The organism is Serratia sp. PL17, assembly GCF_017832355.1.
In the GTDB taxonomy this organism is placed as follows: Bacteria; Pseudomonadota; Gammaproteobacteria; order Enterobacterales; family Enterobacteriaceae; genus Serratia.
This window is the reverse complement of sequence record NZ_JAFIBY010000002.1, coordinates 400050-416404: the sequence shown is the minus strand read 5'-3', so window position 1 is coordinate 416404 and position 16355 is coordinate 400050. Positions and strand designations below refer to the sequence as shown.

Below are 16355 nucleotides of genomic sequence, written 5' to 3'. Positions count from 1 at the left end.
ATTGCGAAAATTACAGCAGATCGGCGATCATTTTTTCGAGCTTACCCTGGTCTACGGCAAACTTGCGGATACCGTCGGTCAGTTTCTCAACGGCCATTGGATCCTGGTTGTGCTGCCAGTAGAACTCAGGCTCAGTCAACGCTGTAGGACGCGCTTTCACTTCGCCCGTGTAGGACAGTTTACGCTCCAGCGTGCCTTCGCTTTCTGCCAGCTCTTTCAGCAGCGCAGGGGCGATGGTCAGACGGTCACAGCCAGCCAGTTCGATGATTTCGCCGACGTTACGGAAGCTCGCGCCCATCACCACGGTTTTGTAACCGTGCTCTTTGTAATACTGGTAAATCTCAGTAACGGAAACCACACCTGGATCTTCGTTTGGCGCGAACTCTTTCTTGTCGCCATTCGCTTTGTACCAGTCGAGGATACGGCCAACAAACGGAGAAATCAGGAACACGCCAGCTTCAGCACAGGCACGCGCCTGAGCGAAGGAGAACAGCAGTGTCAGGTTACAGTTGATGCCTGCTTTTTCCAGCTGCTCCGCGGCGCGGATGCCCTGCCAGGTAGAAGCCAGTTTGATCAAGATACGATCGTTGCTGATACCGGCATCGTTGTACAGTTTGATCAGTCGCTTGGCTTTGGCAACGCTGGCTTCAGTGTCGTAAGACAAACGCGCGTCCACTTCAGTGGAGATACGGCCCGGCACCAGTTTCAGGATCTCCAGACCGATGTTGACTGCCAGCTTGTCGGCGGCATCGGCAATCTGCTGTTCGCGATCGCTGCTCTGCTCACGTGCCCAGGCAATGGCTTCGTCAATCAGTTTGCGGTATTCAGGAATTTGGGCTGCATTGAGGATCAGCGAAGGGTTGGTCGTAGCATCTTGCGGTTGATACAGCTTCATTGCCGCGATATCGCCCGTATCTGCAACCACGGTAGTCAGTTGGCGCAGGGAAGTTAATTTATCGGTCATGTTGGCATTATCTCATCGTGTGTGCATGAACTTTTGGCATCGTTCAACCATGCCCTGCCCTGATAATAACATGCGCAAGGCCCGGTGCAAGGCTGGAAAATCACGGCCTGGCGACGCCCGTTTTATCCTTGAGCGAGCAACCGTTTACGCCACTATCTTTCGCCATTCCCGAGCTGATGAAAAGGCAATAACGTGCTATCGATTGAATAAATTATGTTAAATTCGCGAAAATTAGTGCAATGGGTGACAAAATCTGAGAAAAATCTCAATTGCTCAGACTCCGGCTGATCTCAGCTAAGCTCTTGTAAAAATTCAATCAATGTCTTTTCACCCGCGGTGGATGCGGCGTGGTGCGCAACAAATTTCAACAAGGAGGGATCCGTGACGGACCTAATGAATTTTATCAATAATATCTTGTGGGGTTCGGTACTGATTTATTTGCTGTTGGGTACAGGCATTTATTTCACGCTGCGCACCCGCTTTATTCAGGTCCGCCATTTCAGCCACATGTTCTCGATACTGAAACACAGCAACAAGAGCGACAGTGCTGGCATTTCCTCCTTTCAAGCGCTCTGTACCACCCTCGCGGCCCGTGTTGGCACCGGTAACCTGACGGGAGTAGCGATCGCCCTCACCGCCGGTGGCCCTGGTGCCATCTTCTGGATGTGGGTTGTGGCATTTATCGGCATGGCCACGTCCTTTGTAGAAAGTAGCCTGGCGCAGCTCTACAAAACCAAAGACGACCAGGGTAACTACCGTGGCGGTCCGGCTTATTATATGGAGAAAGGTCTGGGCATGCGCTGGATGGGCGTATTGTTCTCAATCTTTTTGATCATTGCCTTTGGCCTGGTATTCAACGCCGTGCAAGCCAACTCCATCGCTCAGGCTTCCGCCGTCGCCTTCCATATAGAACCTCTGTATGTCGGTATCGGCCTGGTGATCCTGAGCGGCGCAGTGATCTTTGGCGGCATCCGTTCCGTCGCCCGCGTGGCTGAGTTGATCGTCCCCTTGATGGCGGCCGCTTACCTGCTGCTGGCGTTCTGGGTGATTGGTCATAACATTGAGCATATGCCGGCTATCCTGTCACTGGTGGTCAAAAGCGCTTTCGGGCTACAGGAAGCGGCAGCAGGTGCCGTCGGTTACGGTATTTCGCAGGCAATGACTCAGGGCGTTCAGCGCGGCCTGTTTTCCAACGAGGCCGGCATGGGTTCTGCCCCCAATGCGGCGGCTTCCGCTTCCCCCTATCCTCCGCACCCTGCTTCTCAGGGCTATGTACAAATGCTCGGGGTATTTATTGATACCATCGTGATTTGCAGCGCGACCGCCGCAATCATTCTGTCCTCTGGCGTATTGGACCAACCGGTAGCCAACATCAGTGGCATCGACATGACACAGCGGGCACTCTCCGCCGCCGTCGGCAGTTGGGGCTCGCCGTTTGTCGCCATCGCCATTTTCTTTTTCGCCTTTACCTCTATTATTGCCAACTATGCCTATGCCGAGAGCAATCTGGTTTTTCTGGAACGCAATCACCCGGCGGGTCTGCTGATTTTCCGTTGCGCCGCGCTAGGCATGGTGATGTTTGGCGCACTGGCAGAACTGCCTGTGGTATGGAAAATGGCAGATACCTCAATGGCGTTGATGGCCATTACCAACCTGACAGCAATCTTGCTGCTGTCACGGGTAGCGCTGAAGCTGGCGAATGATTACCACCGTCAGCGAACGCTGGGGCAATTGCCCACCTTCGACGCCAATCGCTTCCCCGAACTGAAATCCCAGCTTGAACCGGGCGTGTGGGACAAGCATTAATTTTTTGCGGGCGCGTCTGGCACGCGCCCTGCCTATCACACCCATTGCCCCTTTTTTCCGCGCTTTTTGCTACAGTACTCGTTCTTGGATAAACAGGATCTGGCCATGCTCGTTATTATTTCACCTGCAAAAACTCTTGATTACGAAAGCCCGCTGGCGACAGAACGCTTCACACAGCCGGAGCTGCTGGATAAATCTAAGCAGTTGATCAAAATCTGCCGTGACCTCACGCCGGTACAAATTTCTACGTTGATGGGCATCAGCGACAAACTGGCCGGGCTGAACGCCGCTCGCTTTGGTGACTGGCAGCCAAAATTTACCCCCGACAATGCCCGCCAGGCACTGCTGGCTTTTAAAGGCGATGTCTATACTGGCTTGCACGCACAAGACTTTAGCGAAGACGACTTTGATTTTGCCCAACAGCATCTGCGCATGCTGTCCGGGCTGTACGGCGTGCTGCGGCCGCTCGACCTGATGATGCCTTACCGTCTGGAGATGGGCATCAAGCTGGAAAACGCCAAGGGCAAGGATCTGTACAGTTTCTGGGGCGAGCAAATTACTAAAAAGCTCAACGAGGCATTGGAACAACAGGGAGACGACATGGTAGTCAACCTGGCGTCAGACGAATACTTCAAATCCGTGAAACCAGCCAAACTGCACGGCACACTGATTAAACCGGTGTTCCTCGACGAGAAGAACGGCAAATACAAAGTGATCAGCTTCTATGCCAAGAAGGCGCGTGGGTTGATGAGCCGCTATATCATCAAAAACCGCCTGACCCAGCGCGAACAGCTGCTTGGCTTCAACCTCGAAGGCTACGCCTTTGATGAAGCCGGCTCCAAGGGCAACGAACTGGTGTTCAAACGCCCAGAGCAGTAATAAACCTCGCCCACAAAAAAGCCGTCGTAATGACGGCTTTTTGATTTTATGAGCTCATCAGAATCAGGCTGGTAAGGCCATCAGGAACTTACGCAGTTCGCTGAACCCAGCTGGCAGGTTATGAGACAGCAACGGCAAATCGGCACGCAGTGCCAATGCTTTTGGCAATGGCAGTTCCTGACCCAGAATCTCCTCTACGCTCTCTTTAAACTTGGCTGGATGCGCGGTCCCCAGGAACAGACCAAACTCACCGTCCTGCAACTGGTCGCGCAATGCGCGGTACGCAATTGCCGCATGAGGTTCGGAGAGATAGCCCAATTGCGCCAGCTCACGCATGCTGTCCTTGGTGGTCTCGTCACTGACCGTTGCGTGACCCAGCTCTTTCAGTTGCCAGATCTTACGACGGAACAGTTCTTCTACCCGCGGCCAGTTGTTCGGCTGGCTAACATCCATCGCATTCGACAGCGTCGCCACGGTGGCGTGCGGCTGCCACTGCCCGTGAGTCAGGAAACGCGGCACAGTATCATTGGCATTGGTCGCTGCGATAAAACGCTTCACCGGCAGGCCCAACGATTTTGCCAGCAAACCGGCAGTCAAATCACCGAAGTTGCCGCTAGGCACCGAGACAACCAACTGATTGCGTGCTTCTTGCGGCAGTTGCGCTACCGCTTCGAAGTAATAACAAATCTGCGCCAGCAGCCGGCTGATATTAATAGAGTTAGCCGAGTTCAAATGCAGAGCGTCTTTCAATTCCTGATCGTCAAATGCCTGCTTCACCAGTGCCTGGCAAGCATCGAAGTCGCCGTCGATCGCCACGGTATGGATGTTGCCACCCAGGGTACAGAACAACTTTTCCTGCAGCGGGCTGATTTTGCCCTGCGGATACAGAATCACTACGCGCACATTCTTCAGGCCATAGAACGCATGCGCTACCGCGGCCCCCGTATCGCCAGACGTCGCGGTCAAAATAGTCACAGGCTGATCGCCCGCGACTTCCGCCAACATTTGCGCCATAAAGCGGCCGCCGAAGTCTTTGAACGCCAGCGTTGGGCCATGGAACAGTTCCAGACAGGCAATGTCATCTTCGACTTGCGCGACCGGCGCTGGGAACTCAAAGGCCGCCGCCACACGCTTATGCAATGCTTCTTCAGAAACTTCATCACCAATAAACGCCGACAGAATACGGCTGCTGCGCGTGACAAAATCCTGTTCCAGCAACTGGTCGATTTCCGTCAGCTCAAATTCCGGCAGCTCCAGCGGGAAAAACAGCCCTTGCTGTTTACCCAGGCCCTGTTTGATCGCCTGTGCGAAGCTGACCTGCTCGTTGTGATCCTTAAGGTTGTACAGTTTCATGCGTTATCCCAGTAGTCGTGCGCCTGCGGTATCCAGACGGCAAATATGAACAAAACCTTCGTCGTTTTGCAGATAGTGATGAGTCAGCCAGTCGGCCATGCGTTGCGCGGTCGCGCTGTCGTTGCAAACGGCAAACAGCGTCGGGCCTGAGCCGGAAATACCGCAGGCCAACGCGCCGATATCCTGCGCAGCCTTGCGCGCCTCGGCAAAGCCCGGCAACAGGCGGGTGCGATACGGTTCGGCAATCACATCCTGCATCAGTTTGGCGGCCAGCTGCGGTTGTTGGGTGTGGCAGGCATGGATAAAGCCCGCCAGATAACGGCCGTGGCTGATGCAGTCCTGACGACGATACTGCGCGGGCAAGATCGCACGCGCTTCGGCGGTGGATACCTTGATGCCTGGATAGGCCATCACCCACAGCCAGTCTTTAAAGCATGGCACTTCCTGGCTGATGAAGCCTTCTTCTTCCAGCATCAACTGCAGGCCGCCAAGGTAGCAAGGCGCCACATTATCGTAATGCACGCTGCCGGAGATACGGCCTTCCAGCTCGCCCATCAGGCCCAGCAGGGTCATTTTATCCAATGGGCGGTTGCAGAATTCGTTCATCGCCATCAATCCTGCAACCACTGAGCAGGCACTTGAGCCCAACCCGGAACCTATCGGCATATTCTTCTCAAGCCGCATCGCCACCGGGATCTGTTGACCCATCTCCTGGCAGAAACGCTCCCAGCATTGGTAAACGATATTCTCTTTCGGGTCGTCCGGCAGCTTGCTGACGAAACGGCCGGCATTCTGCAAACTGAACGTTTCGGCGGCCTCTACGCTGACGCAATCGCCCAGCAAAGTCCCGTCGATCGGGGATACCGCGGCGCCCAGGACGTCGAAACCGACGCTTACGTTGCCAATTGAGGCCGGCGCATACACCTTAACCATATTAAACTCCCAACTTCCATGACAGTGTGCGCAGCAAGTCAGCAAAGACACCCGCTGCGGTCACATCGTTACCGGCGCCATAGCCACGCAGCACCAACGGCAACGGCTGATAGTAACGGCTGTAGAAAGCCAAGGCGTTCTCGCCGTTCTTCACTTTATACAACGGATCGTTGCCGTCTACCGCATCTATACGTACCTGACAGCGGCCATTTTCGATCACGCCGACATAGCGCAATACCTTGCCCTGTTCGGTAGCATTGGCCACGTTGCGAGCGTACTCGTTATCCAGCTCCGGCAGGCGCGCCATAAAGGCATCTACATCGCCAGCAGCGTCAAAGGACGGCGGCAACACCGACTCCACGTCGATATCCGCCAACTCCAGTTTGTAGCCCGCTTCGCGCGCCAGGATCAGCAACTTGCGCGCGACATCCATACCGGACAGATCATCCCGCGGATCCGGTTCGGTGTACCCTTTTTCCTTAGCCTGTTGAGTCGCCGCCGACAACGACATCCCTTCATCCAACTTACCAAAAATAAAGGACAGTGAACCGGAGAGAATACCGGAGAAACGCGTCAGTTCGTCACCCGCGTTCAACAGGTTCTGCAAGTTCTCGATCACCGGCAGGCCCGCACCGACGTTGGTATCGTACAGGAACTTGCGGCGCGAACCGGCTGCAGCGGTGCGCAATTGCTGGTAGTAGTTCATCGACGAGGTATTGGCCTTTTTGTTCGGCGTCACTACGTGGAAACCGTCGGCGAGGAAATCCGCATATTGGTCGGCAACCGCCTGGCTGGAGGTACAGTCAACAATCACCGGGTTCAGCAGGTGATACTCCTTCACCAGACGAATCAAACGGCCAAGATTGAACGGCTCCTGTGCACCGGCCAGCTCGTCGCGCCAGCTTTCCAAAGCGATGCCGTGTACGTTGGTTAACATGGCGCGGGAATTGGCGATCCCGCACACGCGCAGATCGATATGCTTTTGTTTTAACCACGGCTGCTGGCGGTAAATCTGCTCGATCAATGCGCCACCCACGCCACCGACACCGATGACAAAGACCTCAATCACCTGATCGGTGTTGAACAACATCTGGTGGCAGACACGAACACCGGTCGTCGCGGAATCATTGCTCACCACAACCGAAATAGAACGTTCTGAAGACCCTTGGGCAATAGCGACAATGTTAATATTGGCGCGCGCCAGTGCCGAGAAGAAACTGGCCGAAATCCCCCGGAGAGTACGCATGCCATCGCCGACTACCGAAATAATCGCCAGTTTCTCCATGACGTCCAGCGGCTCCAGCAGCCCATCTTTCAATTCAAGATAGAACTCGTCTTCCAGTGCTCGACGCGCACGCTGCAGTTCATTTTGCGGCACACAGAAGCTGATGCTGTATTCGGAAGAGGACTGGGTAATCAGCACCACCGAAATACCTGCACGCGACATCACGGCGAACACCCGCGCAGCCATGCCGACCATGCCCTTCATCCCTGGCCCGGAAACGTTGATCATCGCCATGTTGTTCAGATTGGTGATGCCTTTAACCGGGGTATCTGTATCCAGATTTTCACCGCCGATTAACGTGCCTGGGGCTTGCGGGTTGGCGGTATTTTTAATCAGACAAGGGATTTGGAACTGGGCAATCGGGGCGATAGTGCGGGGGTGAAGTACGCTGGCGCCGAAGTAGGAAAGCTCCATCGCTTCCTGATACGACATCGACTTCAATAACCTGGCGTCCGGCACGGTGCGTGGATCGCAGGTGTAGACACCATCGACGTCAGTCCAGATCTCACAACAGTCGGCACGCAGACAAGCAGCCAGCACCGCAGCAGAGTAATCAGAACCGTTACGGCCAAGCACCACCAGTTCACCTTTATCATTACCGGCGGTGAAACCGGCCATCAGCACAATGTGATCCGCAGGAATCGCCGACGCCGCAATGCGCAGTGTGGATTCGGCGATGTCCACCGTAGATTCCAGATAGTGCCCCTGGGCCAGCAATTTCTCTACCGGGTTGATCACCGTGACCGGGAAACCTTTGGCACGAAACACGCCTTCCATGATAGCGATGGAGAGCTTCTCACCGCGGCAGATGATAGCCGCATTCACGCTGTCCGGACATTGTCCGAGCAGTGCAACGCCGTGCAGTACCTGCTTGAGTTGAGCGAACTCATGATCGACCAAGGTCTTGAGACGATCATATTCAAAGCCAGGTAATGCCTGTGTCAAACCGCTCAGCAAGTCAGCGAAAATGCGTTCTGCATCGCTCATATTTGGCAGAATGTCTTGCCCTGCTACCGTTTTGTCAATCATCGCCACCAAGTGGTTGGTGATTTTAGCCGGAGCGGACAATACCGTGGCCACCTGTCCCTGACGTGCGTTACTTTCCATGATGTCGGCGACGCGCAGAAAACGTTCTGCATTCGCTACCGAGGTTCCGCCAAATTTCAGCACTCGCATTTCTTATCTCTCCCGAATTTAAGCCGAAAAAAAAGCCCGCACTGGTTAGGTGCGGGCTTTTTTCTTTTGTTTCCTGTACGCGTCAGCCCGCCCCGTTACCTGTGGTATCGGTGGTGGTAATAATTGTTGTGTTCAGGCTGATGTTTCGCATTTTTTCTGTCTGTCTCATTAAATACTCTGTCCCCTCTATTGGTTAAAGCAATCGCTATCCCAAGTCAAATTATTTCTTATTTTTGCTTATTTATTCCCCAAAGGGGCCATTGAGCAATGAGAGAGCTGAAAAGCCAAATGACAGAATAAAAACACAGACAGCAAGCAATTTTGCAGTGGATCACACTGCATAATAAGCCATGTTTGTGGGTATCACTTTGTCAGTTTTTTTTCGATGTCGTGCAACAACGTATGCAGCATCGCCGTGTCCCGCTGCTGCAAAGCACCGAGCCGTTGATGCAACCAGTCTCGCAATTTTTGGTCATCACTGACCCCTAATGCGCCAAGTAAACCTTCGGCACGCTGACGCAGCGCCTTAAGTTGGCCTTCGTTAGCCACCGGCTCCTGCGGTGCACTAACGTCCATCAGCGCTGACAGTTGGTAGCAATACACCATCACCGCCTGGCCAAGATTCAAGGAGGGGTAATCCGCCTTCATTGGCACACCGGTGAGCAGATCGGCCAATTCCAATTCTTCGTTGGTCAAACCGGAATCTTCACGACCAAACACCAGCGCAGCCTGACCTACCCACTCACGGCGTTCGTCCAACTGACCCAGTAACTGCTGGGGCGTACAGTAATAGTGGAAGCGTGCGCGGCTGCGAGCGGTGGTCGCTACCGTGAAATCAACATCCGCCAACGCCTGCTCCAGCGTTGAAAAAGTTTGCACGCCGTCAAGGATATCCCCTGCCCCATGGGCGACCCAGCGCGCCGCCGGCTGCAAGTGCGCGTCGCTATCGACAATGCGTAACGAAGTAAAGCCCATGGTTTTCATCGCCCGCGCCGCAGCGCCGACGTTTTCCGGCCGTGCCGGAGCCACTAAAACAATATGAAGCTGCATCAATACTCCACAGAATGAGGGATTGCGAGTTTTTGACTGTTCAGGATAGTCTGATTATATTTACAAGCGTGCAACAATAATCCCGACAGCCACGATAGATAGGGTTAAATGCGTTATTGGCCTGATAAAGAGAGCGTAATACATATTATTGCTGCTTATGATTTACTACCATTATAAATCAAAGTGTTAAAAGCCCCCTTTTATCAATAAGCCGATAATTCTACCCCATTAGGCGCGACAATGCTGAATCGTACACAGAATTTATGCTTCTGTGACTTAAACTGGCATTTCTGTAAGTGTTTTTCACAAAACTGTTAACGTGCTACAATTGAATTTGATATATGTCAACAAAGCTTAGTTTTGTTGGGTGATGAATTCGGTACGCACTGTTATATTGCTGTTAATAGGGTTAGGATATGCGCCGTTTTGGCACCTTTGGGGTTGTAGGGAATAGCACCCCCACCAAGCTAGCGATCTTGTTGACATGAGATGGAAAGTGCATCAAGAACGAGTTTACGTACTGTAGTCATTTGTTAAGAGGGAACGTGAGCGCTAATCTCTGCCCTCCGCCAAGAAAACAAAGACTTCTGTACTTCCTATTTTCTATTTTGTTGGCAATTTTAGGTAGCAAATATGCAGACCCCGCACATTCTGATTGTCGAAGACGAGTTAGTCACTCGTAACACCCTGAAGAGCATTTTCGAGGCGGAAGGCTACGTTGTTCATGAAGCCAATGATGGTGCAGAAATGCACAACATCCTGTCTGAAAATGATATCAATCTGGTTATCATGGACATCAATCTGCCAGGCAAAAACGGCCTGCTGCTGGCGCGCGAACTGCGTGAACAGGCTAGCGTCGCGCTGATGTTCCTGACCGGCCGTGATAACGAAGTTGATAAGATCCTCGGATTGGAAATCGGCGCTGATGACTATATCACCAAGCCGTTCAACCCGCGTGAACTGACCATTCGCGCACGCAACCTGCTGTCTCGTACCATGAACCTGGGCAGCGTCGGCGAAGAACGCCGCCTGGTTGAAAGCTATAAATTCAACGGTTGGGAGCTGGACATCAATAGCCGCTCACTGATCAGCCCAGCTGGCGAACAGTACAAACTGCCGCGCAGTGAATTCCGCGCCATGCTGCACTTCTGCGAAAACCCGGGCAAGATCCAATCCCGTGGCGAACTGCTGAAGAAAATGACCGGCCGTGAACTGAAGCCCCATGACCGTACCGTGGACGTGACCATCCGTCGCATCCGCAAGCACTTCGAATCAACGCCTGACACACCAGAAATTATCGCCACCATTCACGGTGAAGGTTACCGTTTCTGCGGCGATCTGGAAGAGTAAGTCTCCCGCGTTAAATAGTTGGGGTTCCCTCGAACCCCAAATCTTATTTTGCCTCACCCCAAGGGATGATCGGCACCGCACTCAACGCGTTCTTCGGTGAACCATCCACCACTCGGTCTGAATAGCTAAGATAAATCAACGCATTGCGTGTCGCATCGTAGAAACGCACGACCTGCAGCTTCTTAAACACCAACGATGTTCGTTTCTGGAACACGACGGTACCTTCCGCCTTGCCATTCTTAATTTTATCGTTCAGCTCAATGGGCCCAACCTGCTGGCAAGAAATGGCCGCATCCGCAGTGTCTTCCGCTAATCCCAACCCGCCTTTAATACCACCGGTTTTTGCCCGGCTGATATAACAAGTTACATTTTTGACATCAGGATCGTCGAACGCTTCCACGACAATTTTGTGGTCTGGACCAAAGAGTTTGAATACCGTGTCGACTGACCCAACCTGTTCAGCCTGCGCCGTATTTACGGTTGCGCAAACTAAACCAAACAAAAATATCCATCCTTTTTTCATTCACTTAACTCCAATAGCCAGAACCTAAAGAAATAGGCGCTGGCAATCAATATTGTTTATGTTTTAGGTCACAGAATAGGTTTTCTTCTGGTCCGCACCGATCTTTTTAGCACAGAGCGTGAAAAAAATCTTTGGGAGTCTCGGAGGAAAAAAATTGCTATTATGCGGCGTCGTTATTTCTTTTCGCCCGTTTAAGGTGTGCCCCTATCCAACTCTTGCGCAACCCGCAGCAAGAGGTAAAGAGTGCTACGCAAAATGGCTCATGGATTGGTCTGATAGCGCAAAGCACCAGCGTAATGAATAAACAGTTCGGGTCCTTACCCTAAAGCTCTACGAGGAAGATCTATGGATCAAGCCGGTATCATTCGTGATCTGCTTAGCTGGCTGGAAAGCCATCTGGACCAACCCTTGTCGCTAGACAACGTGGCGGCTAAAGCGGGTTACTCCAAGTGGCATTTACAACGGATGTTCAAAGATATTACCGGTAACGCCATCGGCGCTTATATCCGGGCAAGGAGATTATCCAAAGCTGCGGTGGCGCTGCGTTTAACCAGCCGACCTATTCTGGATATCGCCTTACAGTATCGCTTCGACTCGCAGCAGACATTCACACGCGCATTTAAAAAACAGTTTGCGCAAACGCCAGCGCTATATCGCCGTGCAGAAGACTGGAGCGCATTCGGCATTTGCCCGCCAATTCGCCTGGGTGCCTTTACCCTGCCGCAGCCTGAGTTTATCTCTCTGCCGGAACAGCATCTGATTGGCCTGACGCAAAGCTATTCCTGCACACTTGAGCAAATATCCAACTTCCGTACCGAGCTGCGTTCCCAGTTCTGGCGCCAGTATCTGGGCGAAGCAGACACGCTGCCACCGGTGTTGTACGGGTTGCATCATTCGCGCCCAAGCCAGGAAAAGGATGACGAGCAGGAAGTGCTGTACACCACGGCGCTGGAGCCTGATCACGTGCCGGCAAAAATACAGGCAGGCCAGCCGCTCGTACTGCAAGGCGGCGAATATGCCATGTTCAGCTACGAAGGCCCGGCTTCAGGCCTACAAGACTTTATTCTGACCCTGTATGGCACCTGCCTGCCAGCGCTCAAACTCACGCGCCGTAAAGGGCACGACATTGAGCGCTTTTATCCAAAAGGTGACCGTAGGCCACCTCAACCGCCAACCGAGATCAACTGCGACTACTTGATCCCGATCCGCCGTTAGCGTTGCAGTTCGTCCAACGCGGGCATGTCCAAATGCGTGACATCGCCCGCGGTTTCAACGATCCAGCCAGAAGCCAGCCATGGGCTCTGCTGATAGTCGACACGCGACAGCGAACAGTTACGCAGGCGCAGGCGGCGTTCAGCATAAGCCGGCAATCCGAGTACGGTGCTGATCAAACACCCCAAAGCGATACCGTGGCTGACGATCAGCGGTTTGCTGCCCTCAGGCAACATCAGGCAGCTTTCCAATGCCGCTCGCATACGTTCGCCCAACTCGCTCATGGATTCGCCTTGAGGGATACGCCCGTCCGCAGTACCATCGACCATCTGCTTGCGCCACTGCTCTTCCTGCGGCGTCAGGCTGTCGATCAAGCGCTCTTCCAGCACCCCCATATGCAACTCACGCAAACGTGGATCGTTAATCACCTCGCAGCCGCAAGCCTCTGCGATGATTTGTGCAGTGCGTCGGGTGCGCCCGAGATCGCTGGTAATCACATGCGTAATGCCTTGTTTGCTGACACGCTGGGCAACCAGACGAGCCTGATGTTCACCGTTGGCGGTTAACGGGCTGTCGGACTGGCCTTGGATACGGCGAGCCGCATTCCATTCCGTTTCGCCGTGGCGAACGAGGTATACCTGTAACATTTTGCTTTTCCGTTATACTGCGTGAAACCTGAGTTTATCTTCGTCAGAAACCGCTTTCGCACATGCCTGACGTTTGAATAGGCTCTTAGCTTAAGGATGCCAAACCCGTTATGTATCATGTTGTCGCTGCCACTACCAACCCGGCAAAGATCAAGGCTATTCAGTTGGCTTTTGATGACACCTTTGGCGCAGGCCAATGCCGTATTGAATCAGTCGACGTCGCCAGCGGCGTCTCACTGCAACCCATAGGTAATCTCGAAACCCGCACCGGGGCACGCCAGCGTGTAATGGAAGCGCGGCAAGTACGCCCAGAAGCCGACTTTTGGGTCGGCGTGGAAGCAGGTATCGAAGAGAATATGACTTTCGCCTGGATGACGGTCGAAAACCCACACACCCGCGGCGAATCGCGCTCAGCCAGCCTGATGTTACCAGAGACAATTTTACAGGGAATTCGCGCTGGTCGCGAATTGGGGAGCGAGATGGCGGCCATCACCGGCAATGCTGAAGTGAAACGCCAGGGCGGCGCTATTGGCATCTTTACCGATGGGCGGTTAAGCCGCACCAGCGTTTACCATCAGGCGCTGTTGCTGGCGTTGGTGCCCTTCCACAATTCAATCTACCAAAACCACAATAACGCGCCGCAGAAGTAGCCCTGTTGGGCGTTACGCTACTGCGTATCGCCCAACAGCTGCTGTTCCAGCCATTGCTTCAGCGCCGGTGTCGCCGCCTTCAGGCTGTTCGAACCCCGGGTGATAGTGGCAATGCCTGCCCCCAGTTCATTTTTCAGCTCACGCTGGCTCATCTCACCGCGCATCAGTTCCTGAATGATCCGTACCCGCGTGCCTAACGCCGTGCGTTCATCTGGCGTCAGCAGCAGTTGCATCAGAGGCTGATGCAGTTCTTGTGCAAACGCGTTTTGCAGCAGCGCAACAAAGCGCAGCCAATCCTCATTACCTTGTTCTGAAAGAGCCGGGTCGTTAAGTGATAATTGCGTCATGGCAAGCCACCATACTATTTAACTAGTACAGCAGCATACCATAGCGCCGTCAAAATCAATAACGCCTCTGCCACTCCGCATCGGTCAGCACTTTGGCTGGTCGGTGCATGAGATAGCGATAAAATGCATCGTAAGCCAACACGTTCTTCACGTAAGAACGGGTTTCCGAGAACGGGATGCTTTCGACAAACGCCACCGCATCGACTCGCCCTTCACTGTTGCCCAACCAGGTGTTTACGCGGGATGGGCCAGCGTTATAAGCCGCCGACGACAGAATACGGTTTCGCCCAAACTGCTGGTAAACGTACTCCAGATAACTGGTGCCGATGGTAATGTTGACCCGCGGGTCAAGTAATTGGCTTGGGCTTGAGTAACCCGGAATATTGTACATTTCAACGGTATGCTGCGCGGTTCGCGGCATAACCTGCATCAGGCCGCTCGCCCCCACCGGGGATTGCGCTTTTGGGTTCCAGGCGCTCTCTTGGCGGGCAATCGCCATGGCATAGCTCGGCGTTATCCCCTTGTCGTCAGTCGCAGCACGGAACTCTTGCGGCCAGGCCACCGGGAAACGCTCTTCCAGGTGATCCCACAACTTACCGACGATGGTCGCCTGCACGCTAAGATCGGCCCATTTCTGCTCGAAAGCATAACGCGCCAGCGCTTCCTGTTCTGGACGACTGCGACTGGCCACAAAGGAAGTCCACTCGCTGCGCGCCAGATTGTCCATATTCCAATACATCAACTCACGCACACGGGCAATTTCCGGCCCGTCCACCAGCGACGCGCGAGGTTTCGCCGCCACAGCGACCATAACCGGGTAAGTCGTATTCAGCTTTTGCGCCGCCACCATGGGATAAAAGCCGCGCTCAGTCATCAGGCGACGCAGGATCTCTTCACCTTCACTGCGTTTGCCCTCGTCCAGCAAAATACTCGCACGCCAATAGCGCCATTCATCTTTATTACGTGACTCTTCTGGCAAGCGAGCCAACCAGGTCGCAACGCCTTGGCGATCGCCATTACCCAGCGCCATGCGCACACGGCGTTCCAGCAGCGTGGGGGATTGGCTGCGCAGGATCACCTTATCGCGCCATTGTGTCTGTTCAAAGGTGGCGTCACTGCCCATCAGACGCCACGCCACCGCTTCTTCCAGCCCCAGTCGTTCGCTGTCACTCATTTTCTGCAGGCGAGCGAGCGTTGGGATCATCGCGCGGGCGTTTTCGACATCCTGACGCGCCAGACGTTCGAAAGCGATGCTGGTCGCCGCCCGGGTAAAGTCAGTCGGCCCCACGCTCCGAGCAAAGGACTCCACCGTCGTCGGATCATTTTGCAGCCGTACCAGTGCGTCGCCCATTGTCTGATAATCTGAGGGTAACTGGCGGTAAAGGCTGTTCACCAATCCGCTGTTCCCTTCTTTCAGTGCCAGCTTCATACGCTCCAGGATAAGCGACGGCGTTTGCTTACCCGCCCCCTGCCAAACGCTGAACAGCTTGTCACAGGCGCCCGGCAACGATTTGCCGCTCATCCAAACGTCGCTTGCACCACTCCAGGCCGCCTGTTGATCGCCCGTGGCCCATTTGGCGTAGTAATAATTACAACGCGCAGCGATAGGTTTCGGTGCCTGTGGACTGAAAGCCAACAGACTGCGCCAGTCTTCACGCCGTGCTAGCTCATTAACAAAGCGCGGAGCTAATGATTTGGCCGGCGGCAGTGTCGGGTGCTGCTTAATAAAGTCATTCACCTCAGAGAACCCCGCCTGGCTGAGATCTTGCGTCAGCTCGCGGTACTCCAGGTAAGGGTACAGTGGATAATCGCGCAACGTCGGCATCAGTTGTGCCACAACGCCCATTTGATTACTGTCCCACGCCTGCTTAATCTGCAGGTAACGTTGACGCTGGGCATCCAGGGAATCCGCCAATGCCGCGCCCGAAAATGCCGTCAGACACAGGCCCACAGCCCAAAACCGCCACTTGTCTACCTTGACCATACTGACTCTTTCCTCGCTAATGCTTATGTGTTGCCAGAGACGACGCCCCCCGTTGCCGCGCTACGCCAGCAGTCAACGGACGGGGAAATCGGCTCTCCGAGTGTTTCACGTCCTGTCGTGGAAAATCACCGTCATCACGCCAGAACAAAAGGGTGCGCTAAGCGACCGGCTCAGCCATCTATCATAGACAGCACGA

The 16355-nt window shown here is 54.0% G+C and carries 15 protein-coding genes and 1 other annotated feature; of the genes, 5 read left to right on the top strand and 10 right to left on the bottom strand.

Translation table 11 applies throughout. The annotated features are described in order from the left end of the window. Positions 1 to 10 precede the first annotated feature (10 nt). On the bottom strand, positions 11 to 964 hold the full coding sequence (gene tal / locus JOE25_RS10695; RefSeq protein ID WP_209634976.1) for a transaldolase: 954 nt from the start codon (positions 962 to 964) through the stop codon (positions 11 to 13). Positions 965 to 1345: 381 nt separating this feature from the next. Between tal and JOE25_RS10690 the strand changes: the two genes are divergently transcribed. After that, on the top strand, positions 1346 to 2770 hold the full coding sequence (locus tag JOE25_RS10690; RefSeq protein WP_209634974.1) for a sodium:alanine symporter family protein: 1425 nt from the start codon (positions 1346 to 1348) through the stop codon (positions 2768 to 2770). 105 nt (positions 2771 to 2875) lie between these two features. Then, the gene (yaaA, locus tag JOE25_RS10685) at positions 2876 to 3649 is read left to right on the top strand and encodes a peroxide stress protein YaaA (protein ID WP_209634972.1); all 774 of its coding nucleotides are present in this window, start codon (positions 2876 to 2878) and stop codon (positions 3647 to 3649) included. A 63-nt stretch (positions 3650 to 3712) separates the two neighbouring features. On the opposite strand, the gene thrC is transcribed toward yaaA, so the two are convergent. The 5 genes from thrC to JOE25_RS10660 all read right to left on the bottom strand — a co-directional run bounded on the left by thrC (position 3713) and on the right by JOE25_RS10660 (position 9446). Next, positions 3713 to 5002 carry a threonine synthase gene (gene thrC, locus JOE25_RS10680; RefSeq protein ID WP_209634970.1) on the bottom strand — a complete coding sequence of 430 codons (1290 nt, stop codon included), beginning with the start codon at positions 5000 to 5002 and terminating at the stop codon, positions 3713 to 3715. Between the two features lie 3 nt (positions 5003 to 5005). Beyond that, entirely contained in the window at positions 5006 to 5935 is a 930-nt protein-coding gene (gene thrB, locus JOE25_RS10675) for a homoserine kinase (protein ID WP_209634968.1), read from the bottom strand. 1 nt (position 5936) lies between these two features. Further along, complete coding sequence (gene thrA / locus JOE25_RS10670; RefSeq protein ID WP_209634964.1) at positions 5937 to 8396, bottom strand: bifunctional aspartate kinase/homoserine dehydrogenase I; 2460 nt, start codon at positions 8394 to 8396, stop codon at positions 5937 to 5939. Between the two features lie 25 nt (positions 8397 to 8421). Next, positions 8422 to 8540: a sequence feature (Thr leader region), on the bottom strand. Further along, a complete protein-coding gene (gene thrL, locus JOE25_RS10665) occupies positions 8479 to 8547 on the bottom strand; it encodes a thr operon leader peptide (protein ID WP_071998276.1) in 69 nt (22 codons plus the stop codon). It overlaps the preceding feature by 62 nt. Positions 8548 to 8759: 212 nt before the next feature. Continuing rightward, positions 8760 to 9446, bottom strand: coding sequence for a tRNA/rRNA methyltransferase (locus tag JOE25_RS10660; protein ID WP_209634963.1), 687 nt, complete (start codon positions 9444 to 9446; stop codon positions 8760 to 8762). 633 nt (positions 9447 to 10079) lie between these two features. Between JOE25_RS10660 and arcA the strand changes: the two genes are divergently transcribed. Next, positions 10080 to 10796 carry a two-component system response regulator ArcA gene (gene arcA, locus JOE25_RS10655; RefSeq protein WP_004949989.1) on the top strand — a complete coding sequence of 239 codons (717 nt, stop codon included), beginning with the start codon at positions 10080 to 10082 and terminating at the stop codon, positions 10794 to 10796. 43 nt (positions 10797 to 10839) lie between these two features. Here the strand turns inward: arcA and creA are convergent, their stop codons facing one another. Beyond that, entirely contained in the window at positions 10840 to 11319 is a 480-nt protein-coding gene (creA, locus tag JOE25_RS10650) for a protein CreA (RefSeq protein WP_209634961.1), read from the bottom strand. Between the two features lie 345 nt (positions 11320 to 11664). On the opposite strand from creA, the gene robA reads away from it, so the two are divergent. Further along, complete coding sequence (gene robA / locus JOE25_RS10645) at positions 11665 to 12534, top strand: MDR efflux pump AcrAB transcriptional activator RobA (protein ID WP_209634959.1); 870 nt, start codon at positions 11665 to 11667, stop codon at positions 12532 to 12534. Here robA and gpmB read toward each other — a convergent pair. Further along, on the bottom strand, positions 12531 to 13178 hold the full coding sequence (gpmB, locus tag JOE25_RS10640; RefSeq protein ID WP_037420628.1) for a 2,3-diphosphoglycerate-dependent phosphoglycerate mutase GpmB: 648 nt from the start codon (positions 13176 to 13178) through the stop codon (positions 12531 to 12533). The two genes, robA and gpmB, sit on opposite strands and share 4 nt — an antisense overlap. 110 nt (positions 13179 to 13288) lie before the next feature. Between gpmB and yjjX the strand changes: the two genes are divergently transcribed. Beyond that, entirely contained in the window at positions 13289 to 13828 is a 540-nt protein-coding gene (yjjX, locus tag JOE25_RS10635) for an inosine/xanthosine triphosphatase (protein ID WP_209634957.1), read from the top strand. Between the two features lie 17 nt (positions 13829 to 13845). On the opposite strand, the gene trpR is transcribed toward yjjX, so the two are convergent. Both trpR and sltY read right to left on the bottom strand, forming a co-directional pair. Next, a complete protein-coding gene (gene trpR / locus JOE25_RS10630; RefSeq protein WP_209634955.1) occupies positions 13846 to 14175 on the bottom strand; it encodes a trp operon repressor in 330 nt (109 codons plus the stop codon). 55 nt (positions 14176 to 14230) lie between these two features. Beyond that, complete coding sequence (sltY, locus tag JOE25_RS10625; protein WP_209634952.1) at positions 14231 to 16159, bottom strand: murein transglycosylase; 1929 nt, start codon at positions 16157 to 16159, stop codon at positions 14231 to 14233. Between the last annotated feature and the right edge of the window lie 196 nt (positions 16160 to 16355).